A 24,142-nucleotide genomic window follows, 5' to 3' on the forward strand; every position below is an offset into this window, starting at 1 on the left:
ATAACCTTCAACCGATTTGTTTATTGATACCTAAAAAAAGAAGGACCAAGTTTTCATTGGTCCTTCTTTGAGAAATTATTTGGGTATGACGGTCACCTCAAGGGAATGGTAGACATTTCTTCTGGCTTCCAGTTCTTCGGTAAATTTTGCCACCCATTCATTCCTTTCGTCCCTGCTGTAAGTTTTCACAATTCTAATGCTTCCTACCCCCACTCGATAGATATAGGCATTTCCTTCTTTTTCCAAGTCGGAGGCATTTTTATTTACAATATTTCCTCTGGTACCATCCTGTCGGATAAGCTGAAACTGAAAAGCTCTAGGTTCTACTTCCGTACTGAATTTGGCCTCAAATCCCCCATTGGAAATCGTATACTCCACGCCGGTTGGAGACAGCGGAGTTTGTCTTTCACTTACTGGCACCCAAATTTCCCAACTGGTGATGAATTGTATCTTATCCTCTATTCGGATGACTGCTACGTCTTGCCCGATTTTGGTCCGATTGGTGCCCTGCTTGATATATGTGCTTACTTTGACGGTATCGACTGCGTTGGTGGGAACGCTTCCTGCCTTGATTGAGGCAAAATACTTCACTTTGTTTTTGGAACTCGAGAAGCTTTTTCCTTCATGGATATCGTCGAATAGGTACCCAAATTTCCCGGTGGTGGACCATTCGTATTCAATCACCTGCCCGTCTGCCACAGAGGATTTGATAAAAGCCGTCAGCTCCCGGCTGTTTTCAGGGGATACTTTTGATTCTCTTGGCTCCAAATTGATTTCGATCTCCTGCGCCTTGATTTCAAAGACCTCCAAACTCCTGGAGCTTTGAATATCATGAACTTTTCTTGCGTAGTCAGTTCCCTTCAGCATGAGATCGATCGTGGTCAAAATCTTGGCTTTTCTGATGGCGCTTTGCTTGAAGTCTTCCAAACTAGGTTTGGGAAGATTTGCTGGGGCGTTTTCCCAAATCGTCTCTGCTGCTACCCGCGCCAAATCCTCAAGAAAAATCGAGCCGAACTGATTATAGCCTATGGTAAAAAAGTCCCTGACCGCCTCGGATAGCTCTCCGTTTTGCACTTTTTGACTGACGCTGGGCATCTGGTCCAGATAGCCCGCGGTAGCAATGATCATCGCCTCCCAGAAATCCTGCTGTGTTTTGGGAGCTCCTGTATTTTTGGCTGCAGTGGCTTTGGTAGTAAGGCCGTCCGCAATCAACGGCACGACAAAATCAAGGGTAAAGGTCAAAAGCATGAGTTTGGTCCGCTCGGAGATTTCAGCCTGATTGAGATTTTGTCCGCCTTTTCCCATACCGATGGCCCGCAGCTGCCAGGTGGCTTCCTTTTCATTCAGACTCAAGGGAATTTCTATGGGATCGGTATTGACCCGAAAGGACTTCTCAGTATTGCCCAAGAGGTATTCATAGACCGTTCCCGAAAAGCTGGTAATTCCGGTGACCACGGGGATTTCCACGATTTTGTCCGCACTCTTCTGATTGCTTGATCCTGGAAATTCATTGATCGCTTCTTCTTTGCCTGACTCATCTATCCTTTTGGTCTTGTAGAGAAATCCCGTCGCCCGCCTTCTGAAGGTGTTTGCGATCTCAAACTGGCTCAATCCGATCTGGTATACTTGGATACCGCTTTTGATTTCCCCATCCACCAATAAGTCGGAGGCCTTTGTCTCCTCACTGATGCGGGCATCAGGAAAATTAGGATCCAATCCCTTAATCATTTCCCCTAAGAGTAGCCCAAGGTTGGGATCGGACAGGAAGTAAGGATCCTTTTCAAAAGCCTGATCCACTTGGGACTTCCACTCTGGCCAAATGGGAAAAGACTCTACTTCCGCAAAAAACGGAGGCGCAAGTTCAGGCTCGAAAAATGGCCCTCCCAAGCCCCAAAACAGCAAGGTTTTGGCCGTCGAGGTCAAGTCAAGTTTTAGCTGATTAGCATCAATTACTCCGGCTAAAAGGAGTCGATCCTGCCGGTCCAGAAGATAGGCAAAAGCAGATTCGGAGGGAAATTTCATCACCTTCCCGGAGTTCTGTTCATTCAGCGGACTGGATTTGTCCCAAGACCAAAGGGAAGCGCCGGTCAAATCAGGGCTTTTTCCCTCTGGAAATTCTACAGTCACGCTGTAGGTCTCCAATCCTGCCAAAGGATCTGGGGTTACAGGATCTTGGGGAAGGATGTCTTCTTCTGTATTGCAGGAAAGACAAAGAAGTGTGGCTAGAAAAATGTAGGAGAAAATTCTTTTTTTCATGATTTAAGAAGTTTAAAGAGGAAGTAAGGTCTTATCTCCAAAGCAGATTGAGCCCAAAAGCAAACTGGAAGGTATCATCGGCAAATAGGGACGGATGGGTGTATATTTCTTCATTCAAGGAAGTAATCTGCTTGCCAGTGACCAGATTGACTTCTATGTCGAAGGGCATTTTGCCATCGGTGAGCTGGTAGGTTGGAATCAGGGTACCATAGCCCCAAGAAAAGCCGGCTCGATTACCGGTGACCCAGATATCCCCATCGGATTGAATACCCGAGGGACCTTTTTCGGTGAAATATCCAATCCTGAAGGCCAGTCTTTCGAAAAACCAAGCCTCAGCACCAACCCCAAAAGCGGTACTAAGCTCATGATCTGTATTATTTTCGGGGCCTCCCGGAAGGTAATCCTGAAATTGAAGATCGAGTCGAAGGTCTACTGCCTGAGCCCCGTCTCTAAAGTATGCCTTGCCAGAAGTAAGACCAGAACTAAGAGGAAGCTGGAAAGAGTACCCGGTACCCAGTCTGAGGATAATGGGCAAATAACTGATGGACATCCAGTCCTGATATTCCTGATTGGTCTCGCCATTGAAGAGGAAATTAGAGAGGGATAAGGCCCCAAAAAACTGCTGATTTCGGATCTTTTCAGACTTGAAAAACTTTACCCCTTTTTGGTATTGAGCCCCAAGACTTGGGATAAAGTCGGAATTGGTCTTTTCTCCATTTACTGCATTTTCCTGCATCATATTGGCACTGAGGCCGACCTGGAGGCCCTCCATAAGCTCATATGCAGCCAAAATGGAAATAGCCCGCTGAGAGAAGAAATCGGTGTCAAATGTTCCACCACCGATAATGGTCGTCCATACGGGATCGGGATTCTGATAGTTGAAATAGGAAAGACCGACGGAAATTTTTTCTTTCAGCCTTACCGCCCCTCCTACGAAATAATATCTGGAATTTGGTCGATAAGAATGGCCGTTGGCATAGTTAGCGTAGGCCTGAATGGGAGCCTTTGAACTCCCGATGGCTGCAGGATTGTAAAAGGAATTTTCGATTCCGGCTCTGGTCAGCGTAGTGAAACCCATCCCCTGGGCTCGGGCACTGGTGGATTGATTGTTGTACAACCCAAAGTAACCAGGAGGATAATAGTAGGTGGTTTGGGAAAAAACAGGGCAGGACAGGAAAAGCCCGAAGAGTAGAAAGAATAGCTTTTTCATAAGACAAGTAAGTAGTGGTTTGCTTAATCATCGTGGGGAATTGAAAAAAGTCATCAAAGTATTTTTTAAAAAAGTCATTGGTGGAGAGAGGACTTACTTTATCACCAATGACTTTTCTACGTTCTGTGGCTATGCATTCTTAGCCGGGATCTTTCAATCGGATGACGACCTGTGCTTTGCCCACAAATTTAGAATTCACCTCTGCCGCAATTGCCGCACAATTGGGAGGTCCTAAATTTACAGGTCGGCTTTGGGTTTTGAAGGCTACGATGAAAGCCCTGTACTTTCCGTCTTCCTCTGGAGTTTTATTGGCACTCCAACTAGCTGTTTGGCCCAGAAAATTACCTCCTGGAGTCAAGTCTATGATTTTGGCTGTGTAGGAAATTGCATTTGGTTCGGGCTCCACCAGAAACTGTAACCTTGACCCACAGGTATAGAATTTATCCGAGTTGTTTTGGAAACTGGTGAGCGAAAGGTCTACCGTAATGATTTTGATATTATCTGAATTGTCAATCTCGATATCCAGGGTCAATTCCTCGTAAAGAAAATACTCTCCATCTACTGCTGATTTCTCATAAATTCTCGCCTTGACCGTCTCCCTTCCTTTTTCTGTGTCCTCATCTGTCACTAAATAATTGATCCAGTTTTCATCATAGGTGGTGATGACGGTCCCGTTTTCTGCAAATTTCACTAAGCGCCCGTGTTTTCCCTCGGTGGTCCACACCACCTTTTTCCCTGTGAAATCTGCGTCTCGTTGATTCACTGGCTCGATATAGAGTTTGGCTGTATTTATCTGATCTTCCTTGCCGGAAAGTACTAGACCTCCCGGTTTTAGGATATAGGTGCTCTTTTTCAGATTGAGGACAGTAGTGTCCCTACCTATGAGCTGATTTTTGTAATAAGCCTCCACATAGACGTATTCGAAGTTGTTTTCTTCAGGGAGATCTGAGGCGCTGGTCTCGGAGTAATAAGTGATTTCTTTGTCCGAACTGTCAAATGACTTGCCCTTGTTACCTTTTTTGTCCTGGATGTAGCCGTATTTTCCAGAAGTGCTCCATTTGAAATAGGGGAAATTATCGCCCCCTTCTTCTTCTAAATTTTTGATTTCGGCTTTGATTTCTTTATTGCCTCGACTGGAGACGGTAGCTTCGGCAGGAAGCAGGCTGACTTTGGCAGAGCGGGCTGTGACTGTCCATTCCTCAAACTGACGGGAATTTCTAAAATCCAGACCAATTCGAAGAAAATCCCCTGCCAAAAGGGCCGAATTCAAAACTTTAAGGACTCTTCCTACACTTTCAAAAACCTCTTCATATTTGCTGGCGTCTACTTTGGGAAAATCCTTCACGTAGTCTTTTCCAAATTCAGTCATGATGTCAAAGCCTGTGAAAGCCATCTCCTTAAAACTAGATTCAATTAGGCCTGTTTCCACTTTTTCGATTCCTTTTTTCAAGGCAGCAGCATATTGACCTTTTTTTATTTCCTCATAAACATCGGGGCTAGCCTTTAAAAACAATTCAGTCTTTTCGATAAAAGCCTCAACTCTCCCATTTTTGATATCAATCCCACCTTCTTTCAGATCTCCCTTGTACCCAAAAATCTCCATGATGAGCGGGAACATAAAATCAATGGCAAAAGTCTCCACTTCCAGCCGGGTCAATTTGAGGAACTCTGCTTCGGTTTTTGGATTGGTCGAGCTTATTCCTGGGCCTACGATATGCAGCTTATACTCGGCCTCACTTTCCTTATCTTCCAAAGGCAAGGATGCTGGACCACTTGTTTTCGCTGCTATTTCCGATTGTGTATTTTCCACCAGACTGCCCAGTATCCCTGTTAAAGAATTGGCAGCTGAAGCTGGGTCAATGGGAAAATCCTCTTTGGCTGGTGTACTGCCTCCTAAGTTGGTTATAAGGGTTGTTTTCACCCCGGATTCATCCTTTGAAGATACTTTGTACAGGAAAGCATGCGCTCTTCTTCGATAGGAATTGGTGACGGAAATTTTTCCCAGGTCGCTTTCAAAAACCTGAATACCGCTTTTGATATCTGCCGCATCTACTTGAATATCGGATACTTTGGTTCGGATATCCAATTCATTGGGTTCGGGCATGATTTGCTTTAATACTTCCTTCAATGGCTCAACAAAAATCCCCTTGGAAAGGATGAGTGGATCTTGCTTCCATAATCCTTCAAATTCTTCTCTCCAGGAAACTGCGGGAGAAATTTCATCTATTTTGGCAAAGAAACTTGGGGCATTTTGTCCGGGAATTAACCATAATCGGGTTCCTTGGTACAATAACACATCCGCAGTGGTCTGAGGAGACAGTTTGTTTTGATCACTCGAAAGGTAACCCATCAGAACTATTTCCCCATTTTTATCCAAAAGAAAGGTAACACTGCCTTCGCCGGGAGTTGCAATTGCCTTTGCCTTACCTTCACTTCCAACAGGGAATCTTTCTCCAAATGAAAGCAATTCAGCTCCAGTTAGGTCCAAAGAGCTTCCCTCAGGCAAGACAATCTGTACATCTTGAGTTTGATAATTTACGGGCGGGTTTTCTCCTACAGGGGGAGTGGTCGGATCGGTAGGATTTGCTGGCTCGGTGTCTTCCTGACAAGAAATAGTCAAGGCCACCAAAAAGAGGAAAAGTAACTTTTTCATAAGACAAGTAAGTAGTGGTTTGCTTACTCATCGGATGGTTTTCAAAAAGTCATCAAAAGTGCAAAGATTATTCTTGAATTTTTTGCAATAGCTCCTGAGCCTCTGGTTTTTCCAAATTAGACAAGATGAGTTTAGCCGCTTCCATTTCTCCCTTCTTCAGATAAATCAAGGCAAGATACCAGCTGGCATCTTCCTTGAATTCAGAGGAATCTTCATCGGCTACCTGCTTCAAAAGTTCTTGAGACAAAGGGTAATTTTCCATTTCCAGATGAGCCATAGCCACAAAATACAGCAGCGTGTCATCGGCAGGGTCCTCTTCTAGAAGGAGCTCCCATCGTACCAAAGCTTCCCTATATTTTCCTTCTTTAAAATCCACCATCCCCCGGTCAAATTCATATGAATCTGAGCCCGACATGGCAGTAATCAATCCCGGGTCGGTCTGGTAGTAGGCCACAAAAAGTTTTTCATTGGAACTTTGGAAAACGCTCTGAAATCCCCACCAACCTACTAGAATCAGAGAAACAGTTGCCGCCACGGCCAAAATCCATCTCGGAAAAGGATAGGTTTTGGATGGACTTTTTCCTATTACTTCCTCATGGATTTTTTCAAGCTCCGCTTTGACCAAGATAGACTCCAAGTCTTCCCGAAGCACTTTTATCTGCTCCACCTTGATCAACCAATCAGGATCCTCATTTTCCAATACCTTCACCTCTTCCCGCTGACTGTCAGATAAAGTGCCCTCCAGCCATCCTTCGATGAGTTCGTATTCGGCCGGGCTGATGTTTAGGTTATTTTCCATTAGGGTTTCATGATTTTGCGGAGAGTCTCCATGCAGCGGTATTTGTTGTTTTTGGCGGTCTGTGCAGTCCAGCCAAAGTTTTGGGCAAGTTCGGGAAGGGATATTTTTTCAAAATAAAACTTCCTCAGTAACTCCTGACAGTTTTCCCCAAGCTGAGAAAAGGCCTTTTCCAGCAGAGTTAATCGTTCTTCCTGATCCCCGGTTTCTTGTTTATCTGATCTTTCGATGGGAAATACACTCAGAGATTGCTCTTTTTTGAAACGACTGGATCGGAGAAAGTCCAACCATTTATTTTTTGAAATCTGATAAAGAAATCCCTGTAGCGCAGTGCTGTTTTGGGGTTGGAAATCTCCGGATTTTACCTGCTGCCAAACTACCAAGAAAGCTTCCTGAAAAATATCCTTTGCCTGATCCTCATCTCCATTGTTTTGCAAAAGATAGCTTCTGACTTTGGGAAATATGTCTTGATAAAGCAAGGTCATGATTCTTCGATCATTATCTCTGATTCCACTGATGAGTTCTTGCTGCGATAGGTGATTGAGAGAATCTTTTGGCATAGCTCGCTAATTGCCAAAAAGATACAAGTAAATCTATTTTATCCCAAGGACTGCAAGGCAGGAAGAGGGATTAGAATTGGTCAATGTCTTGGTAAATATTCGTATTGGTCGTCAGCAAATTGACCATCAAGGCATCATGAGCTCTGGCGAAAGTGCTGTTGTAGTTGGACTGGGTATAATCCCCATTTCCGTTGAAGATCAGTGCCACGGCCATGCCGTTGGAATGGAACATGTAGCCGGATCTCGTCCCCGGCAAGGCTCCATAGAAGAACTTAAACTGATTGGAAATAGCAATTCCATTGGCAAAGTTTCCATTGGCTGTGGAACCTTGGATAAACTGATTATAAATCGCCGATTGAAGTAGGTCAGGACGGGAAGGATTCCCATCAATGGCTGTGACAAATCTCAGCAAATCGGGAGCCGAAGTGACAATCCCAGCGTCGCCGTCTCTTCTTTCCAGATTGAAATTATATTCGAATCCTTTTGTGGCACCCTGTCCGTAGTACACCGCCTCATTGGGCTGTCTGCCCTGAACTCCATTCTTGCCAAGTACGGTCGATTTCATCTCCAGAGGATCGGTAATCCGCTCTTTGATAAACTGGGCAAAACTCTTTCCGGAGACCTTTTCTACCACCCGCGCTGCTACAAAATAGTTGGTATTGATATACCAATATTGGGAACCGGGGTCAAAATTCAAGATACCGTTGTCCATCATCCAATCGAAATAGCCCGCATTGGTTCTTTGCTGTTCATAATCAATTGCGTCCCGATTTCCTGCCACTACCCAGCCTCCTGAGGTCATTTGAAGCAGATGCCGGACAGTCACTTGTAAGACACGATTGGAATAGGCCTTCGTTCCATAAGTGGTGCCGAGAATGCCTCCGTCTCCGAATACTTTGTCATCCAGGCTGATTTTTCCATCCTGAACCAAGAGCATGATTGCCAATCCTGTGAAGGTTTTGGATACACTGGCAACCCTCATTTGAGTTTGGGTTTGCATCGGCTTATTTTGGGCCTGATCTGCCACTCCATATGCTTTTTGGTAGACCAGCTTGCCATTTTTGGAGATAGCCAGACTCGCGCCTGGAATAGTGTATTGAGAAATAAAACCCTCGATCTGACTGTCAATGACAGCTAGATCCTCCTGAGTGGCATCCGGCTTTGGGGTAGGAGTAGGATCTGTGCTTTCGGAACAGCCAATCAGGCCGACCAAAAGTACTATACTTAAAAATCGAAAATGGGTTAGGATGAGCTTTTTCATAAACTTGGGAAGGTTTGATATTTACCTGCTCATCGAACGCCACATCCCAAAGTCATCAAATTGAAAGAATTTTTTTTCGATAAATCCAGATCAAACATAGGCATAGAGCTACCAATCCCCATGCAATCCACAAGATATGGGACTTTGGCTTAAGAGAAACCGGCTCAGGATTTCCCAAAATGATGAGACTTGCCCAAAAAGAGGGGTCCAATTCCCGCCCTTGAGACTGGGATAAATAGCTCAGTTTGGCCTTCCTCAGCGCTTCATCTTTGGGCATTCCTTCCTCTAAAAAACTGTAGAAATCCTCGGCAATCCTTACGCTTGTTTTTTCATCAATTTTGCCCAGGCCGATGAGCATCGCTTGGGTACCGGAATAATTAAAGGCATGTGCCAGAGAAATCATTCCTTCTCCCGGTGCATAAGCAGGCTTACCGGATTCGCAGGCCAGGAGTACGGCAAGCTCCGAACTCAAATCCAACCCGTAGATTTCACTGGCGAAAAGTTCGTGGGGCTCCAAAGGGTTTTCGGAAGATTTGGCAAAAATCAATCGGGAATCGCTCGGATTGACATTGCTGGAAAATGCATGGGTCCCCAAATGAAGAATACGGGATTTTCCGGCTTCCTTTTTAAAATTGGCCACGGTGGATCCACTTTCCAGAAATACTTTGGATTCAAATCTGGCCGAAATCTCCTCCACCAATCTTCTGGTGAAAGGCTGAGGAATCAACTCCAGATAGCTTTTGTCCACATATTGTCTATCACTGAAAGATGCCTGATAGGACTGCTTCATCTGGTCAAAAAAGCCCGGAGCAAAAGCAACCAATTCATCTTTGTAGGCATTGGGGCTTTGTTGGTCTAGTAACAACAGTCCATATTGGTACGAAAAGCTGTGCTTTTGCAGTAGGGAGTGAGCGATAAGATCCGACCATTTAGAAACAGGCTCTTGGCTCAATGCTTCAAAACTCAAGTTGAAAAGCAATCCTTCTGGAATGATAACAACGCGATGAGTTTGAAGTTGAGCTAGTGCTGGTTTCCAGAGTTGCTGATACAATTCATGGAAAAGAGCAGGCTGATATTTGTTATCCGAGGACTGAACTGCCAGCTTTTGTAACAGGGAAGAAAGAGTTCGGGTGTCTAAAGGGATCAGTTTTTTGTTTTTTCCACGGATGACCAATACCTGCCACTCCTGACCAACCTGTAGGTAGCGGAGGTAAGTCATGTCCGGGTTGAGCTGGGAAAAGACACGCTTTAGAATACTTTCACTGCTTTCGAAGTGGAGTTGAAAATAGGTCGGATAGGTTCTCCTCAGCGTATCCAAAAAGGCTGTCCATTCCTGATTGGCTTGGGTAAATTCTTCTAAATTATCTGCTTCTTTTTGAAGAGAGGCTGTCAAGCGTTCCTTTAGGCTTTTTTCCCGTTGGAGAATCTTCTCCGGAATGCCCCCGTACCTTACCTGCTGATTCCTTTGAAGCCTTGAGCGAATCTGACGATATCGGGCATGCTCGTGGTAAGCCAAAAGCCGATCGAGGTGAACTTCTGCACCACTTCTCTGATACAGATCGAGCTCGACCTGCTCCAAAAACTCAAAGTACTGCCGGTTGAGGTCAAGTTGGATGCTGATATCCGAGGGTTCAAAAAGAAAATCAGACTGGGAATCCAAAATTTCAAGCCCTTCCAAAAGTTCCTTTTCAATGGATTTCAAAAGCTCCGGCTCCCGATTGCTTAGGTTGTAGCGATTTTTATTTCGAATCAGGATAAGCTGAGGCTTCTGAAAAACGGCCTGAAGAGAGTCCCGGACAGTGGTGCGACGGCTTACCAGGGTGTTCCAAAGTGCAAAAGCCTCTGAGATGGTTTGCTGGGATTTCTGGTATTGATTGCCCAATTGATAGATGGTTGCTTGATTGACCGCCTGATTCAAATCCAGATACAAATTGTCTGAATTGATCTCAGCCAGATAAGCTCTGGCAGTCTGGGAAAGCGAAATAGCCTCTTCGCTTTTCTGATTTTCTGCCAGAAAGAGAGAAAAATTCTTCAGAAAATCCAGGTAAATCACGTCAAACTCTCCCTGCAACTCTTCTTCGAAAATTACTTTGGCCTTGCGATAGAGGGAGTCTGCTGTAGCTTCATTTTGAAGAAAGTCCTCCATTCTGGCCAAAGTGTGAATCCCATCCCCCTGCCAATAGGCACTCTCCTGCTCACTATTCTTCAACCTGCTCAGCCCGTCTTCCAGGTATTTTCTTGCCTCTTCCAGATCTTGGGTATCAAAATAGATTTGTCCCAATAGGATTCGGGATTTGGTGGTATTGAGGTTTTCTTCTCCAAGCTCTTCCGATTTTCTCTGAAAGGAATACTCCAATAGCTGCTTAGCCCGGCTGTATTGACCCTGCTGCTTATATAGGCCGGCAAGATTATCCAGAGAACTCAGGTAGTCTTGCAGGACCTTTTGGTATTCCAAGGCATCAAGATCAGTAGCCATGTATTTTTCGCGGAAAAGGATGGTCTGATTCATGGACTTTTCGGCAGCATCGAAGTCACTTTGGGCCATCTGAACTCCAGCCAGATTATTGAGAATGATGCTTTTGCGGTAGAATTGATTTCTCGGATTGGATTCCAGAAGGTCTATGGCCTCCAGTGTTTTCTGGTAGAAATAGGCTGCAGAATCGAGATTGGACGTGAAGTAGGCGATATTCCCGAGGTAACTATTGGCGAAATAGATATGCTCAGCATCATTTTCGGCAGGTTTGATTTGGAGGACTTGAGCGAGATGTTTTTTGGCTGCGGGAAGGTCCATGTTTTTTACGGCCAATCCACCGAGATTCACATATAGCCCGGCAAGCACTTCCGAGCTTAGGTTTAGGTCTTTTTTTGCCCAATCCAATGCGAGCAAAGTCTGTTCATAAGCCAATGTGGTATTGCCAAGGTATTCGTACCAGTTGGCCAAGCTTTTGGCCATTCTTCGGCGAAAAGCAGGGGTTGAGGATAACCTTTCCCAATCCAGATATACTTTTTCGAGCTTTTGATTAGCCTGAGCTGAGGGATTATTTGCTTGGAGAATTCGGCCATACAAGACCAGATAGTCCGGCAGGCTGTCATAGGCCTTGGCCTGGATCAAGTATTGGCTGAAGTCTTGAATTTGGCTGAGTGCTAGTGAGGACTCACCATTTTCAATCATTTTTTCCCAGGAAGCTTTAGGAGAGATTTCCTGAGCCAAAAGTGTAGAGGATAAAAAGAAGAAGAGCAAGATTAAAAATCTGTCCATGGGAGATGAGCGCTAAGTTACCTTTAACCGGCATCGATTAAGATAGAAAAAAGTCATCGGAATTAAGGGAATTACCTCTATGATCAGATCCTGAGGAAAACAAAAAGCCCAGCATAGATGCTGGGCTTCAGTACCAGGAGCGGGAATCGAACCCGCACGGCCTAAAGGCCACAAGATTTTAAGTCTTGCGTGTCTACCTATTCCACCATCCCGGCTTCCTCTAGTTTTGTCTAGAGCCTCAGGCTTCTTGCATGCAAACGTCCTGAAATGACAAAGCCCTTTTTCAAGGGCTTTGGAGCGAGAGACGAGATTCGAACTCGCGACCCCGACCTTGGCAAGGTCGTGCTCTACCAACTGAGCTACTCTCGCTTGTTTGGCCTGACCGTTGTCAAGGCGAATTGTGGATGCAAAGGTAAGGCGAGAAAATATTTTTGCAAGAACACAAGGAATAATTTTTTTGACAGTGCCACAAGTAGACTGACAATCAAGTGTATCTAAAACTCATAGGATGCGAGAATTTTTACCATTTCGCCCACATTTTTTGCTCCTAACTTTCGTAAAATGTTTTTTCGGTGAGTAGATACCGTGTTGAATGAAATACTCAGCAAATCAGCGATCTCTTTGGATTCCTTTCCCTCCAAAATCAAAGAGACGATCTCCTTTTCTTTTTGCGTGAGGTTTACCGCCTTGTCGTCCGGAGAGCCTTTGCTTACAAAAATCTTGCTTCCATCATCCCGGGTATAAGTATAATCCCAATCATAACTTTTTGCCTTGGGAGGGGATGCCAAGCGAACGATAATATGGAGATCCATGATGAAATTCCCTTTCTCATCAATCACATAAGGCCTCACCTTCGATGTCATCCAAATGACCTCCAAGGTAGTTCGATGAACCCACCGAGTAGTATAAGAAAACTGAAAAGTATGCCGCTCAGTTAAAGAAAGGCTATGAAAAACGTCAAAAACTATCTTTTGAAAACGGAATAATTCTGGCCGGTCCTCTTCATGAATCATCGTAAAAGAAGTTTCCATTCCCTTTTTTCGAAACATTGACTCAGGATACCCTGAAATCTCTTCCACATTGCCTGTAAAAAAAGCCAGATTTAAGTTTCTATAATCGAAACAGGCAATGACCAATCCTTCTTGTATACCAATGTTTTTTGCAAGAGTCTCAAGCTCATTCAAAAGCTTTTTTTCGTCCAACCTCCCCTTGAATTCCTGCTCTTTCCATTCTTGGAAAAATTTGGTATACTTTTTCTGTTTCTTTAGGTCTTTAAGCAATACTTTATCCATAAAAAACCTAGTGTGTTAAGTTCCAAAATTGAATATAGCAAGGTTTTGAGATTTAACTTATTCTAATTTTTTCTTAATCTCGTGAAGTTTTAACAAAGCTTCAATAGGTGAAATGGAATTAATATCGATACTTTCTAATAATTTTTTTGCTTCTGAAAATTTAGGGTCCATTTCAAATAAGGACAACTGGTAATTGTTTTTGGGAACGGCCCTAAAGCTTTCCTTTTTTTCAGACAAGGCCTTGTCTTTTTCCAAGTGAGCCATGATTTCTGCTGCTCTCAAGACGACAGGGTTTGGCATTCCGGCCATTTGGGCTACATGAATCCCAAAACTGTGTTCACTTCCGCCTTCTTTTAGCTTTCTCATGAAAATGACCTTGTTACCTACTTCTTTCACCGATACATTGAAATTTTTGATCCGTGCAAAATCTTCGGTCAATTGATTTAACTCATGGTAATGGGTGGCGAAGAGGGTTTTTGCTTTGAAATTGGGATGGTTATGCAAAAACTCTACAATGGACCATGCAATGGAAATGCCATCATAGGTAGAAGTGCCTCGGCCTATTTCGTCCATCAAGACCAGGCTTCGATCCGAAAGGTTGTTGAGAATACTCGCTGTCTCGGTCATTTCGACCATAAAAGTGGATTCTCCCTTGGAAAGATTATCAGAGGCCCCTACACGGGTAAAGACCTTGTCGATGATTCCTATCCGTGCAAATGTAGCCGGAACAAAGCTTCCCATCTGAGCCATCAGGACGATCAGGGCCGTCTGCCGAAGCAGAGCGGATTTACCGGCCATATTTGGACCGGTAATGATAAGAATTTGCTGACTGTCGTGATCGAGATAGATGTCATTGGGCACATAGTGCTCACCGGGAGGAAGCTGCTTCTCAATGACCGGGTGCCTTCCGTCTTTAATTTCCAAGGTCTCGGTGTCAGAGATTTTTGGTCTGCAATAGCCATTTGACAAGGCCACTTTGGCAAATGATATCAGGGCGTCCAAAGTCCCCAAAATCCGGGCATTTTGCTGAATAGGGGTGACGTATTGGGCTGCCTCATTGACCAATTCCTGAAAGTATTTCTGCTCCATGGAAATCATCCTCTCCTCCGCATTCAGGATCTTTTCCTCATAATCCTTCAGCTCAGGAGTAATGTATCGCTCTGCATTCACCAAGGTCTGCTTTCGGATCCATTCCTGAGGGACCTTGTCCCGGTGTGCATGGGTGACTTCCAGATAGTATCCAAAAACCTTGTTGTAGGAGATTTTTAGGGAGGAAATACCAGTATTTGCAATTTCCCGCTGTTGAATCTGCACCAAAAAGTCCTTTCCCTTATTGGCCAAACCCCTGTATTCATCCAACTCAGCATCGACTCCGTCTTTAATTACTCCGCCCTGATGGACCAGCATGGGAGCATCCTCCTGCAGCTCCCGTTCGATTTTCTCCAAAATATATTCACAGGGATGAATCTGATCTGCAAGGCGTTGCAATGTTGGGTTCTGTTGGACCTTTAATAGTTCCTTTATCGGCAGGGTGGACTTTAGTGCCCGCTTGATTTGGTTCATTTCCCGTGGGTTGGCCCTTCCCACCACCACTTTGGAAATCAGACGCTCCAGATCGCCGATGTGTCTGAGCTGACTGAGAATCTCTTCAATCAAGGTTGAGTTTTGATAGAAAAATTCCACTGCATTGAGCCGCTCTTCAATCAATTTTTTCTCTTTGAGGGGCAACACCATCCATTTTTTCATCATTCGTGACCCCATGGGCGTCACCGTCTGATCCAAAATCTGAATAAGTGGCACTCCACCTTCATGCTGCGCGAAAACAAGTTCTAGATTTCGGATGGTAAACTTGTCCAGCCAAACATATTTCTCCTCGGCAATTCTTGAGATGGAAGAAATATGTTGTACTTCTTTGTGCTCTGTCTCTTCTAGGTAGTGCAAGATGGCCCCTGCGGCAATGACTCCGGAGTCTAAATCCTCGATGCCAAAACCTTTCAGGTTGGCTGTACCAAAATGATTTTTAAGTTTCTCGTAGGTAAAGTCAAACTGAAAGACCCAGTCTTCACAGTGAAAATTGATAAAATCGTTCTTGATGAGCTCAGTAGCTGTTTTTTTAGCCGCCTTGGAGAAAATAATCTCAGAAGGAGCAAAGCTTTGAAGGAGCTTTTCCACATAGGAAGAACTTCCCTCCGCACACATGAATTCTCCGGTAGACACATCCAAAAAAGCGATCCCGTGCTTTTCTTTCCCAAAATGAATGGAGGCCAAATAGTTGTTTTTCCGCGTGTCCAATACCTGATCGTTGTACGATAGCCCTGGAGTGACCAACTCTGTCACGCCACGCTTGACAATTCCCTTGACCATTTTGGGATCTTCCAGCTGATCGCAGATAGCCACCCGATTTCCTGCTCTGACCAGCTTGGGCAGATAATTGTCCAGGGAATGGTGGGGAAAACCAGCCAACTCAATATGAGAGGCCGCACCGTTTGCCCTTTTGGTCAGGACAATATCCAGTACCTTGCTGGCCACAATCGCATCTTCTCCAAAAGTCTCATAAAAATCCCCGACACGGAAAAGCAACAAAGCACCGGGATGTTTGGCTTTGATGGCATTGTACTGCTTCATCAGCGGGGTTTCTTTTCCGTCTTTGGACTTGCTCATGAGTTGAGAGAAATGGGTTACTTTTGGAATGAAAATGAGGGTTGAAAATAGCCGAATTAGTCAAGGAGTTCAAACAAGATGAAAAAATTAAGCATGGAAGAACTGGACCGAATGTCTGTCCAGGAATTTAAAAAAACCGAAAAATCGCCCTTAGTAATCGTCCTCGATCAAATCAGAAGCCTCAACAATGTAGGTTCTGCTTTTCGAACTGCGGATGCCTTCCGGATAGAAAAGATTTACCTCTGTGGAATCACAGGAACCCCACCGCATCGGGATATTCAAAAGACCGCTTTGGGAGCTACCGAATCAGTGGATTGGGAATATTGCCTAAACACCATCGAAGCAGTAAAGAAATTAAAAGAGGAAGGCTATCAGATCTGTGCCTTGGAGCAGGTGGACCGATCGATCAATCTAAATGAATTTTCTCCTGAAAAGGGCAAAAAATATGCATTAATCTTTGGAAATGAGGTGTTTGGAGTGGAAGAAGAAGTACTCAAATCCTGCGATCATGTCTTGGAAATCCCGCAGCTCGGCACCAAGCATTCTTTGAATATTGCTGTTTCTTTGGGTATTTCCGTTTGGGATATGATGGTCAAATTGGACCAGTTTTAAGCCCTGATTAAAACTCGAAATGCTCAGCTTACGGGGTTTTCAAAAGCCCAAATCCACCAGTTTCAGGTGGGTTTTGATCAGGTTTGAACTTGCCTTGGCTACCGTTTTGCCGGATTCTTTCCGGATAATGGCCTCCCAGTGATTGAGATTGGATCCAGAGCGAATCAGTTTGGCGGTGACTTCCAATACCTCGCCGGCTTGGGCAGAGGAAAGAAAATCAACATTGAGATTGATACTGGTCATCAAAAACTCTGACCCAGCAACAAAATTTCCCATGCCAATCACATCATCCAGCATCAGAGAGGCTACCCCTCCATGCAGTACTTTTCCCGGATTGCACATTTCCGGGCGAACGGTATACTGCACCTTGATGTGATGGTGATCGATTTCCAGAAGTTTTCCTGCAAGCCAGTTTCCAGCTGCTGAAGGGGTTTTGTCCAAGGTTTGTCCGATTTGGGACTGAAAATACATCAATCGGGTAGAAGCTTCCATTACTAGTGGTTTAATTCAAAAGCCGAAAATAATCCTCCATTACCGTTTTCAAAACGGAAAGCTCATTTTCCTCTGCCCAAAGGAGAAAAGTATTATTTCCCACTTTCAGCTGAAATGAATAATCCTCCTCCAAGTAGGGTTTCAACTGGCTAAGGAGCTGAAAATGATCGGAATTATTTCCGTTGGAAAAGTTTAGAATTGCCGATTCTTCGCCTTTCTGGGCAATGATTTGGATGGGATAATCAGCCTTTTTCAATTCGAAATAAAGGTAGGCTTCGTCTTTGGCTGGATTGAGAATAATCACCGGGAAAAAGCTGGGAATAGAATCGGATTCGACCCGTTTGGAATGTCTGAATAGGGTCATTCCCGCATCTCTCCTCACTTCACGGTCGTAGTGAATTCCACGTACATTGAGAAAATAAATCCGATTGGCGTCTGCAGCAAGGAAAGATCGGTCCTTACCGGAATTATCTGCTCTATATCCGTTGAAAAAGGAAAATAGTAAAACCATTCCCAAGGAGGAAAAGATGAAAATTTTCAAAATTCGGATGATTTCCGGGCTCAGAATAGGGTCTCGTGCAGGCATGCCAAAATCAGTCAGAAGGATAACCGATGGGATCTCAAGATGGTTTACCTCACGTACGATCCGGCATTCATGTCAATAGATGTTCCGGTAGCGTGGTCAGCCAATCCTGAGCACAGCAAAGTAACCATGGGGGCGATGTCCTCAGGCAAAGTCAGTTCTTTTAGTGCAATATCCTTAAGCGCAAAATCTTCTCCATATTCCGAGAGGATCTCATTAGCCATATCCGTACGGGTAAATCCAGGGGCGATAAGAAAAGCTTTGATTCCGATTTTTCCATAATGCCTTGCTATAGACCGGGTTAGGCTGACCAAAGCCCCTTTAGAAGCAGCATAAGCCAAGTAATCCGTCGTATCTCCCCGAAAAGCAGCCCGGGATGAAATCATCACAATTCTCCCGTTTTCCCGAGCTTTTGCCTGGTCCACAAATTCCTTGCAGAGAATACCCACAGCCGTGGCATTGACAGCCATGACTTGATCCCATATTTTCAGCCATTCACCGGTAGGCAAAGTATCCGGTGCGGAAGGGGAAATTCCGGCATTGTTCACCAGACCGGTCAAAGGTCCAAACTCTTTCACCAGTCGGGGAATAAAGCCCACTACTTCTGCAGACTGAGAGAGATTACAAGGAGCCAAATGTGCTGGATTTTTCAACTGAGCCAAGAGACTTTCTGCCTCGGACTTATTGGAGTTGTAGTGAATAATCACCTCAGCACCTGATTCAGAAAGTTGTCTAGCTATCGCCCGCCCGATTCCCCTGGAGGCCCCGGTTACCAGAATTCTTTGGTTTTTAAGTGAAATGTTCATGATTTATCTGCTTGTCCAGTTCTCCCTTAAGGCCAAATGCTGGATATGGGCTAAATGGTGGGAAGAATGCCATGCATACATCAGCGTGACTTCTTCCAATTTTGGGGTTTTCTTGCTTTCAGGATGAAAATAGGTCTTTTGAAAATCCGCTTTTTCCATAGAATTCAATAGGACAATCCATTTGGAGTGAATAATCTGGATCAGCTGAAGTGATCCTTCCACAGGCATTGAATAATCTGCCAGATTGGCCCAAGCCCCTTCATCATAAGGTTTGACAGTAGGTTGGGATTCGGTGATAGCCAATTTGAAGCGGATTAATGCATTCATATGGCTATCTGCGCAGTGATGGATGACCTGTCTTACGGTCCACCCACCTGGCCGATAGGGAGTGTCCAACTGAGCTGGCGAAAGCGAGCTTACGGCAGTGAACAGATGAGTTGGAAAATACCGGATTATGGATTTAGCCTCATTCATCTGCTCATTTGAGATAATTTCCGGAGCTTGAAATTTCCCGATTGGATATTTTAAGAATTCGATGTCTATAGTCATAGGCTGATTTATTGACCACCTGCGGCGATGGTGGCTAAATCTACAGCTTTTGCCCCACTAGCCCAAAGAACATTGGCGCATGAACAAAGTGTAGCCCCGGTCGTAATCACGTCGTCTACCAACAGCAATTTCAGCCCAGACACGGAGATTCCTTGTGGCAAAGCAAATACTTCATCCACATTTTCCATACGTTGAAGTCGGGATTTCTTGGTCTGTGTTTCGGTAAATTTTCTTCTTTCCAAACAGTTAAAAACTTGTATTTCAAGTATTTGAGCTAGCCCTTTTGCAAATTCCGCGCTTTGATTGTATCCTCTTCTTTTGAGTTTCAGCGGATGGAGGGGCACTGGGACCACCGCATCCCAAACATTTTGATATCCTGCCGTGATTAGGACTCTAGCGTACAACCGTCCGAGTTCCTCTCCCAGTTCAGGTTGGTTCCGGTATTTCAACTGATGGAGAAGTTTTTGACTTTTTCCTTTCTTTGAAAACCTTAGGAATGCGAGGACCCGATTCACTTGGGTCAAGCCCTGAATTTTGGATGTAAGTTCATTATCAAAGGGTCTCAAATGAAAATTTGCCACAGGCAACGTTCCCTGACATGAGGTACAGAAGCATTTTTCGAAGTCATACAAATCGGTACCGCACACCGAACAGCTGCGGGGGAAAACCAGATCCAAAAAATCTTTCCACAAAAACAAACGCATCAGTAAAAAGTATTGTTGATCAACCTCTGGGTAAAATATGCGGTATATTTACGCCATTAAACTATACTCCTAAAATTTAATGAATCTGATAGAAGAATTCAATGCCTATCGTTCTGAAATGAACGAAAAAATCATGGCAGAGGACAATAAAGTGATCAAACGCTTTTTTAATCTGGACACCAATACCTATGCAGAGGGTGCTTTGGACATCAAAACCAAAGAAATGATTGGATTGGCCTGCTCCATGGTGTTAAGGTGTGACGATTGCATCAAATACCATTTGGGGAAATCCTTTGAAGCCGGAGTAAGCAGAAAAGAAGTCTTCGAGGTGTTTTCTATTGGGATGATCATTGGAGGCTCTATCGTAATTCCTCATTTAAGAAGAGCGGTAGAATATTGGGAAGAACTTGAAAATCAAGGATAAACAATGTTTAAGAGAGATTTGGATCTTGAAAAGAGGTGGTCCAAGCTATTAGCAGGCTTGGAATCTGCTGTGGGTAAAAAACCTAAGGATCTGAATGGCGTATTGTTTTTGATTGGGGTACAAGAATTGGGAAAAGGTCCCCATTCCTTTTCCAAGGAACAAAAGCAGGATTTGATGCATATCGCCATTTGCAAAGTGCTCAGCTTTGCTGGATTCTATGAATTGGATTTTGTGGATCAGGAGGGATGGCCTCATTGGAAGTTGGTGAAAGAATTACCCCATATTGATCTCTTGGAACAGGAAAAACTTCTTAAACTTCAAGTTTTAGAATATTTCGAAAAAGAATATCAAATAGAAATCTGAATGGGATCAAGAATAATACAAAAGAGCCCCTTATTGAAGATAGAAGTGAAGATGGAAGCGATTCCAGATGATGAATACAAATCAAAACTGAACTAATGAAACTTATTTCTTACAATGTCAATGGAATTCGCTCAGCTTTAAATAAAGGATTTGCGGATTGGCTGGCTCAGGAAAACCCGGATATCATTGGTTTACAGGAAATTAAAGCTCAGGAAAAGGATGTCGATGCCAGTATCTTCACCGATCTCGGTTATGAACTCTACTGGATGCCTGCACAAAAGAAGGGGTACAGTGGAGTGGCTATTTTTTCCAAAATCAAACCCAAATCAGTAAAATATGGAATGGGCTTAAACAAATACGACGATGAAGGAAGAATCATCCAGGCGGATTTTGAAGGCTTTTCATTTATTTCCTCTTACTTTCCTTCGGGCACAACTGGAGATATCAGGCAGGATTTCAAGTATGAATTTTTGGATGATATCTATGGGTACATGCAGGATTTAAAACGCGAAAATCCCTCCTTGATCTTGAGTGGAGATTACAACATCTGTCATAAAGCTATTGACATTCATAATCCTGTCTCCAATAAAAACTCCTCAGGGTTTTTACCGGAAGAAAGGGCATGGATGGACAAGTTTACCGGATCCGGGTTTATTGATACGTTCAGACACTTCAATCCTGAACCTCATCAGTATACCTGGTGGAGTTTTAGAGCCAATTCCCGAACAAAAAATCTAGGTTGGAGAATAGATTACCACATGGCCACCAATGAATTGCAAAACAAATTAAAAAGTGCCGTAATTTTGCAGGAAGTAAAGCATTCGGACCATTGCCCGATTGTCCTGGAATTAGCAAATGAATAAGTAAATAAAGTCTTGACAGAAGAACAATTCCCTAATGAAATCCATAAAAATTTCAATCCCTTCTCTGATTGAGAATATAAAAATCATCGAAAGCTTCATAGACAATGCTAAAGAAAGCTTCGATATCAATGATGATATTTATGGGAATATTATGATTTCTGTAACTGAATGCATCAGCAACGCAATCATCCATGGCAATAGGGGAGACAAAAATAAATTGGTGAACCTCGAACTTAAAATGGAAGATGACCAACTGAAATTCATAATACAAGATGAAGGACAGGGATTCGATCTATCCGAATTACCAGATCCAACTGCTCCTGAGAATCTGGAAAAACCGGGAGGAAGAGGAATTTTCCTGATAAGACACCTCAGTGATGAAGTGAAGTTTGAAGATGGTGGAAAGAAAACGATTCTTTCTTTTTACATGGATTAAAAATGGCTATCCAATTCTTCACAGAAGATATTGAGTTTAATCTTCCCGATAAAAGGAAAAGAAAAGCTTGGCTGAAGACCTTGGCAAACGCTGAGGACTTTAAGATTGGAGACCTGAATTATATCTTCTGTTCAGACGAACACCTCTATCAAATCAATCTGGAATATCTCAAGCATAAAACCTACACTGATATCATCACATTTGACAATTCAGAACAAAAAGAACTGATTGAAGGGGACATATTCATTTCGATAGAGCGAATAAGAGAAAATGCCCAAAAGGAAAAGGTATCTGAAACTGATGAATTGAGCCGGGTCATTTCCCATGGCCTTTTCCATTTGATGGGATACCAAGACAAAACCAAAAAACAAGCCGAAGAAATGAGAATCCAAGAGAACCAAGCCATCGACTTGTTCAAGAATTTATAAACGTTCCACGTGAAACACAACCCAGTAATCCAGGAAGTGTTTCACGTGGAACACAGCAAAGAAAGACATGTTTCAGAAGTATGATGTAATTGTAGTAGGAGCAGGACATGCGGGATGCGAAGCTGCACATGCCGCCGCAAAGATGGGGTCAAAAGTACTGCTTTGTACTATGAACATGAACACCATTGCGCAAATGTCCTGTAACCCTGCAATGGGCGGAGTAGCAAAAGGCCAAATCGTAAGAGAAATCGATGCATTAGGCGGAATGTCAGGAATCATATCAGACCGATCCATGATCCAATTCCGTATGCTCAATCGATCTAAGGGACCAGCCATGTGGTCACCAAGAACGCAAAACGATCGAATGAGATTCGCTGAAGAATGGAGAATGGCCCTCGAGCATACACCCAATGTGGACTTTTGGCAGGAGATGATAACCGGAATTCTTGTTAAAGATGGTAAAGTACGTGGTGTAAGAACAGGAATAGGAATAGAAATAGAAGCAAATGCAGTAGTCCTGACCAATGGTACCTTCCTAAATGGAATCATCCATATAGGAGAAAAACAATTTGGAGGTGGAAGAACAGGAGAAGCAGCAGCCAAAGGCATAACAGAACAACTGGTGCAATTGGGCTTTGAGGCAGGACGAATGAAAACGGGAACCCCACCCCGGGTCGACGGACGTAGTCTCGACTATTCCAAGATGGAAGAACAGCTGGGGGATGAAAACCCTGAAAAGTTTTCTTATCTGGATATTACAGAACCTCTAAAAAATCAGAAAAGCTGCTGGATTACCTACACAAATAAGGAAGTCCATCAAACCTTGGAAACAGGATTTGATCGATCTCCCATGTTTAATGGACGAATCCAAGGACTTGGGCCGCGCTATTGTCCAAGCATTGAGGATAAAATCAACCGATTTGCAGAGAGAGAAAGACATCAAATCTTCGTAGAACCAGAAGGTTGGAATACCGTGGAAATCTATGTAAACGGATTTTCTACCTCACTTCCCGAAGAGGTACAGTACAAAGCCTTAAGACAAATCCCGGGATTCGAAAATGCAAAGATGTTCAGACCCGGCTATGCGATTGAATACGATTTCTTTCCACCAACCCAGCTTCATCTTACATTAGAAACCCAACTGATCGAGAATCTATATTTTGCCGGTCAAATCAACGGAACAACCGGATACGAAGAAGCAGCATCCCAAGGACTCATTGCAGGAATAAATGCCAGCTTGAAAATTCAGGAAAAGGATCCTTTCCTTCTTCAGCGTTCTGATGCCTATATCGGTGTACTTATCGATGATTTGATCAATAAAGGCACTGAGGAACCGTACCGAATGTTTACCTCCCGGGCGGAATTTCGTCTTTTGCTCAGACAGGATAATGCGGACTTGAGATTGACTGATAAGGGCTACCAAATTGGTCTTGCAGATGAGGTAAGAATGAATGCAATGCAGGACAAGAAATCCAAAACCTCCCATCTAATCAACGACCTCAAACAAAAGAAGTGGACTCCTGATGAAGTCAATCCCACCTTGGAAGCATTAGGCACTGCTACTATCCAAGAAAAGACTACCATAGAAAAGCTCCTAAAAAGACCACAAATCGGCATCCAAGAATTAAAAACCTCTAACAAGGATTTTGATCACTACCTTTCCAAATACTCAAAAGAAGTATTGGAACAGGCAGAAATTCAAATCAAATACCAAAGCTACTTGGAAAAAGAGCAACAAATGGTTCAAAAGCTGTCAAACATGGAAAATTTCAGAATTCCTCACAAGTTTGATTACTTAGCCCTCTCAGCGCTATCCGCAGAAGGCAGACAAAAATTAAACAAAATCCGTCCAGAAACTCTAGGACAAGCCTCAAGAATAAGTGGAGTATCTCCCGCAGATTTGTCTATTCTTACGGTGTACCTTGGAAAATAAA

At 43.8% G+C, this 24,142-nt stretch carries 21 protein-coding genes and 2 tRNA genes; 7 read left to right on the plus strand and 16 right to left on the minus strand.

Annotation, left to right across the window (positions count from 1 at the left end; genetic code table 11):
* Window positions 1–75: 75 nt before the first annotated feature.
* From AAA943_RS13710 to mutS, 11 genes are all read right to left on the minus strand, one after another.
* Window positions 76–2,256 (minus strand): hypothetical protein, encoded by a 2,181-nt coding sequence (locus tag AAA943_RS13710; protein WP_338224831.1) that lies wholly within the window; start codon window positions 2,254–2,256, stop codon window positions 76–78.
* A 31-nt stretch (window positions 2,257–2,287) separates the two neighbouring features.
* The gene (locus AAA943_RS13715) at window positions 2,288–3,466 is read right to left on the minus strand and encodes a PorV/PorQ family protein (RefSeq protein ID WP_338224832.1); all 1,179 of its coding nucleotides are present in this window, start codon (window positions 3,464–3,466) and stop codon (window positions 2,288–2,290) included.
* Between the two features lie 139 nt (window positions 3,467–3,605).
* A complete protein-coding gene (locus AAA943_RS13720) occupies window positions 3,606–6,119 on the minus strand; it encodes a hypothetical protein (RefSeq protein WP_338224833.1) in 2,514 nt (837 codons plus the stop codon).
* Between the two features lie 67 nt (window positions 6,120–6,186).
* Window positions 6,187–6,918: a tetratricopeptide repeat protein gene (locus tag AAA943_RS13725; protein ID WP_338224834.1), complete on the minus strand. Its 732-nt coding sequence runs from the start codon at window positions 6,916–6,918 to the stop codon at window positions 6,187–6,189.
* Window positions 6,918–7,475, minus strand: coding sequence for an RNA polymerase sigma factor (locus tag AAA943_RS13730; RefSeq protein ID WP_338224835.1), 558 nt, complete (start codon window positions 7,473–7,475; stop codon window positions 6,918–6,920). Before AAA943_RS13730 ends, AAA943_RS13725 begins: the two co-directional genes overlap by 1 nt.
* A 70-nt stretch (window positions 7,476–7,545) precedes the next feature.
* Window positions 7,546–8,736, minus strand: coding sequence for a serine hydrolase domain-containing protein (locus AAA943_RS13735; RefSeq protein WP_338224836.1), 1,191 nt, complete (start codon window positions 8,734–8,736; stop codon window positions 7,546–7,548).
* Between the two features lie 55 nt (window positions 8,737–8,791).
* Window positions 8,792–11,995 carry a CHAT domain-containing protein gene (locus tag AAA943_RS13740; RefSeq protein ID WP_338224837.1) on the minus strand — a complete coding sequence of 1,068 codons (3,204 nt, stop codon included), beginning with the start codon at window positions 11,993–11,995 and terminating at the stop codon, window positions 8,792–8,794.
* A gap of 131 nt (window positions 11,996–12,126) precedes the next feature.
* Window positions 12,127–12,210, minus strand: a tRNA-Leu gene (locus AAA943_RS13745).
* A gap of 78 nt (window positions 12,211–12,288) precedes the next feature.
* Window positions 12,289–12,364 (minus strand) — tRNA-Gly (locus AAA943_RS13750).
* A gap of 125 nt (window positions 12,365–12,489) precedes the next feature.
* Window positions 12,490–13,287 carry a helix-turn-helix transcriptional regulator gene (locus AAA943_RS13755; protein WP_338224838.1) on the minus strand — a complete coding sequence of 266 codons (798 nt, stop codon included), beginning with the start codon at window positions 13,285–13,287 and terminating at the stop codon, window positions 12,490–12,492.
* Between the two features lie 57 nt (window positions 13,288–13,344).
* The gene (gene mutS, locus AAA943_RS13760) at window positions 13,345–15,948 is read right to left on the minus strand and encodes a DNA mismatch repair protein MutS (protein WP_338224839.1); all 2,604 of its coding nucleotides are present in this window, start codon (window positions 15,946–15,948) and stop codon (window positions 13,345–13,347) included.
* Window positions 15,949–16,026: 78 nt separating this feature from the next.
* Between mutS and AAA943_RS13765 the strand changes: the two genes are divergently transcribed.
* The gene (locus AAA943_RS13765; protein WP_338224840.1) at window positions 16,027–16,560 is read left to right on the plus strand and encodes an RNA methyltransferase; all 534 of its coding nucleotides are present in this window, start codon (window positions 16,027–16,029) and stop codon (window positions 16,558–16,560) included.
* Window positions 16,561–16,599: 39 nt separating this feature from the next.
* Here the strand turns inward: AAA943_RS13765 and AAA943_RS13770 are convergent, their stop codons facing one another.
* The 5 genes from AAA943_RS13770 to AAA943_RS13790 are packed head-to-tail and all read right to left on the minus strand — an operon-like array spanning window position 16,600 to window position 19,439.
* A complete protein-coding gene (locus tag AAA943_RS13770; protein WP_338224841.1) occupies window positions 16,600–17,052 on the minus strand; it encodes a PaaI family thioesterase in 453 nt (150 codons plus the stop codon).
* A gap of 10 nt (window positions 17,053–17,062) precedes the next feature.
* Window positions 17,063–17,638: a hypothetical protein gene (locus tag AAA943_RS13775; protein WP_338224842.1), complete on the minus strand. Its 576-nt coding sequence runs from the start codon at window positions 17,636–17,638 to the stop codon at window positions 17,063–17,065.
* 44 nt (window positions 17,639–17,682) lie between these two features.
* Window positions 17,683–18,441, minus strand: coding sequence for an SDR family NAD(P)-dependent oxidoreductase (locus AAA943_RS13780; RefSeq protein WP_338224843.1), 759 nt, complete (start codon window positions 18,439–18,441; stop codon window positions 17,683–17,685).
* Between the two features lie 3 nt (window positions 18,442–18,444).
* Window positions 18,445–18,990 (minus strand): YfiT family bacillithiol transferase, encoded by a 546-nt coding sequence (locus AAA943_RS13785; RefSeq protein WP_338224844.1) that lies wholly within the window; start codon window positions 18,988–18,990, stop codon window positions 18,445–18,447.
* Between the two features lie 8 nt (window positions 18,991–18,998).
* Window positions 18,999–19,439, minus strand: coding sequence for a ComF family protein (locus tag AAA943_RS13790; protein WP_338224845.1), 441 nt, complete (start codon window positions 19,437–19,439; stop codon window positions 18,999–19,001).
* A gap of 334 nt (window positions 19,440–19,773) precedes the next feature.
* On the opposite strand from AAA943_RS13790, the gene AAA943_RS13795 reads away from it, so the two are divergent.
* The 6 genes from AAA943_RS13795 (at window position 19,774) to mnmG (ending at window position 24,141) form a co-directional block, all read left to right on the plus strand.
* The gene (locus AAA943_RS13795) at window positions 19,774–20,118 is read left to right on the plus strand and encodes a carboxymuconolactone decarboxylase family protein (protein ID WP_338224846.1); all 345 of its coding nucleotides are present in this window, start codon (window positions 19,774–19,776) and stop codon (window positions 20,116–20,118) included.
* Between the two features lie 3 nt (window positions 20,119–20,121).
* Window positions 20,122–20,481, plus strand: coding sequence for a hypothetical protein (locus AAA943_RS13800; protein WP_338224847.1), 360 nt, complete (start codon window positions 20,122–20,124; stop codon window positions 20,479–20,481).
* Window positions 20,482–20,576: 95 nt separating this feature from the next.
* On the plus strand, window positions 20,577–21,344 hold the full coding sequence (locus tag AAA943_RS13805; protein WP_338224848.1) for an exodeoxyribonuclease III: 768 nt from the start codon (window positions 20,577–20,579) through the stop codon (window positions 21,342–21,344).
* 34 nt (window positions 21,345–21,378) lie between these two features.
* A complete protein-coding gene (locus AAA943_RS13810) occupies window positions 21,379–21,780 on the plus strand; it encodes an ATP-binding protein (protein ID WP_338224849.1) in 402 nt (133 codons plus the stop codon).
* Window positions 21,781–21,782: 2 nt separating this feature from the next.
* Window positions 21,783–22,208 (plus strand): rRNA maturation RNase YbeY, encoded by a 426-nt coding sequence (ybeY, locus tag AAA943_RS13815; RefSeq protein WP_338224850.1) that lies wholly within the window; start codon window positions 21,783–21,785, stop codon window positions 22,206–22,208.
* Window positions 22,209–22,275: 67 nt separating this feature from the next.
* Complete coding sequence (gene mnmG, locus AAA943_RS13820; RefSeq protein ID WP_338224851.1) at window positions 22,276–24,141, plus strand: tRNA uridine-5-carboxymethylaminomethyl(34) synthesis enzyme MnmG; 1,866 nt, start codon at window positions 22,276–22,278, stop codon at window positions 24,139–24,141.
* The last annotated feature ends 1 nt before the right edge of the window (window position 24,142 follow it).

This window comes from Algoriphagus confluentis, from assembly GCF_036245625.1.
Taxonomy (GTDB): Bacteria; Bacteroidota; Bacteroidia; order Cytophagales; family Cyclobacteriaceae; genus Algoriphagus; species Algoriphagus confluentis.

What these genes read in the sequence shown, in the direction of transcription:
- AAA943_RS13780 (WP_338224843.1), bottom strand. Translation starts at nt 18,441, where the DNA reads ATGAACATTTCACTTAAAAACCAAAGAATTCTGGTAACCGGGGCCTCC.
- AAA943_RS13770 (WP_338224841.1), bottom strand. Translation starts at nt 17,052, where the DNA reads ATGGAAGCTTCTACCCGATTGATGTATTTTCAGTCCCAAATCGGACAA.
- AAA943_RS13715 (WP_338224832.1), bottom strand. Translation starts at nt 3,466, where the DNA reads ATGAAAAAGCTATTCTTTCTACTCTTCGGGCTTTTCCTGTCCTGCCCT.
- AAA943_RS13720 (WP_338224833.1), bottom strand. Translation starts at nt 6,119, where the DNA reads ATGAAAAAGTTACTTTTCCTCTTTTTGGTGGCCTTGACTATTTCTTGT.
- AAA943_RS13740 (WP_338224837.1), bottom strand. Translation starts at nt 11,995, where the DNA reads ATGGACAGATTTTTAATCTTGCTCTTCTTCTTTTTATCCTCTACACTT.
- AAA943_RS13775 (WP_338224842.1), bottom strand. Translation starts at nt 17,638, where the DNA reads ATGCCTGCACGAGACCCTATTCTGAGCCCGGAAATCATCCGAATTTTG.
- ybeY (WP_338224850.1), top strand. Translation starts at nt 21,783, where the DNA reads ATGGCTATCCAATTCTTCACAGAAGATATTGAGTTTAATCTTCCCGAT.
- AAA943_RS13725 (WP_338224834.1), bottom strand. Translation starts at nt 6,918, where the DNA reads ATGGAAAATAACCTAAACATCAGCCCGGCCGAATACGAACTCATCGAA.
- mnmG (WP_338224851.1), top strand. Translation starts at nt 22,276, where the DNA reads ATGTTTCAGAAGTATGATGTAATTGTAGTAGGAGCAGGACATGCGGGA.
- AAA943_RS13755 (WP_338224838.1), bottom strand. Translation starts at nt 13,287, where the DNA reads ATGGATAAAGTATTGCTTAAAGACCTAAAGAAACAGAAAAAGTATACC.
- AAA943_RS13795 (WP_338224846.1), top strand. Translation starts at nt 19,774, where the DNA reads ATGAATCTGATAGAAGAATTCAATGCCTATCGTTCTGAAATGAACGAA.
- AAA943_RS13730 (WP_338224835.1), bottom strand. Translation starts at nt 7,475, where the DNA reads ATGCCAAAAGATTCTCTCAATCACCTATCGCAGCAAGAACTCATCAGT.
- AAA943_RS13765 (WP_338224840.1), top strand. Translation starts at nt 16,027, where the DNA reads ATGAAAAAATTAAGCATGGAAGAACTGGACCGAATGTCTGTCCAGGAA.
- AAA943_RS13735 (WP_338224836.1), bottom strand. Translation starts at nt 8,736, where the DNA reads ATGAAAAAGCTCATCCTAACCCATTTTCGATTTTTAAGTATAGTACTT.
- AAA943_RS13710 (WP_338224831.1), bottom strand. Translation starts at nt 2,256, where the DNA reads ATGAAAAAAAGAATTTTCTCCTACATTTTTCTAGCCACACTTCTTTGT.
- AAA943_RS13805 (WP_338224848.1), top strand. Translation starts at nt 20,577, where the DNA reads ATGAAACTTATTTCTTACAATGTCAATGGAATTCGCTCAGCTTTAAAT.
- AAA943_RS13800 (WP_338224847.1), top strand. Translation starts at nt 20,122, where the DNA reads ATGTTTAAGAGAGATTTGGATCTTGAAAAGAGGTGGTCCAAGCTATTA.
- AAA943_RS13785 (WP_338224844.1), bottom strand. Translation starts at nt 18,990, where the DNA reads ATGACTATAGACATCGAATTCTTAAAATATCCAATCGGGAAATTTCAA.
- mutS (WP_338224839.1), bottom strand. Translation starts at nt 15,948, where the DNA reads ATGAGCAAGTCCAAAGACGGAAAAGAAACCCCGCTGATGAAGCAGTAC.
- AAA943_RS13810 (WP_338224849.1), top strand. Translation starts at nt 21,379, where the DNA reads ATGAAATCCATAAAAATTTCAATCCCTTCTCTGATTGAGAATATAAAA.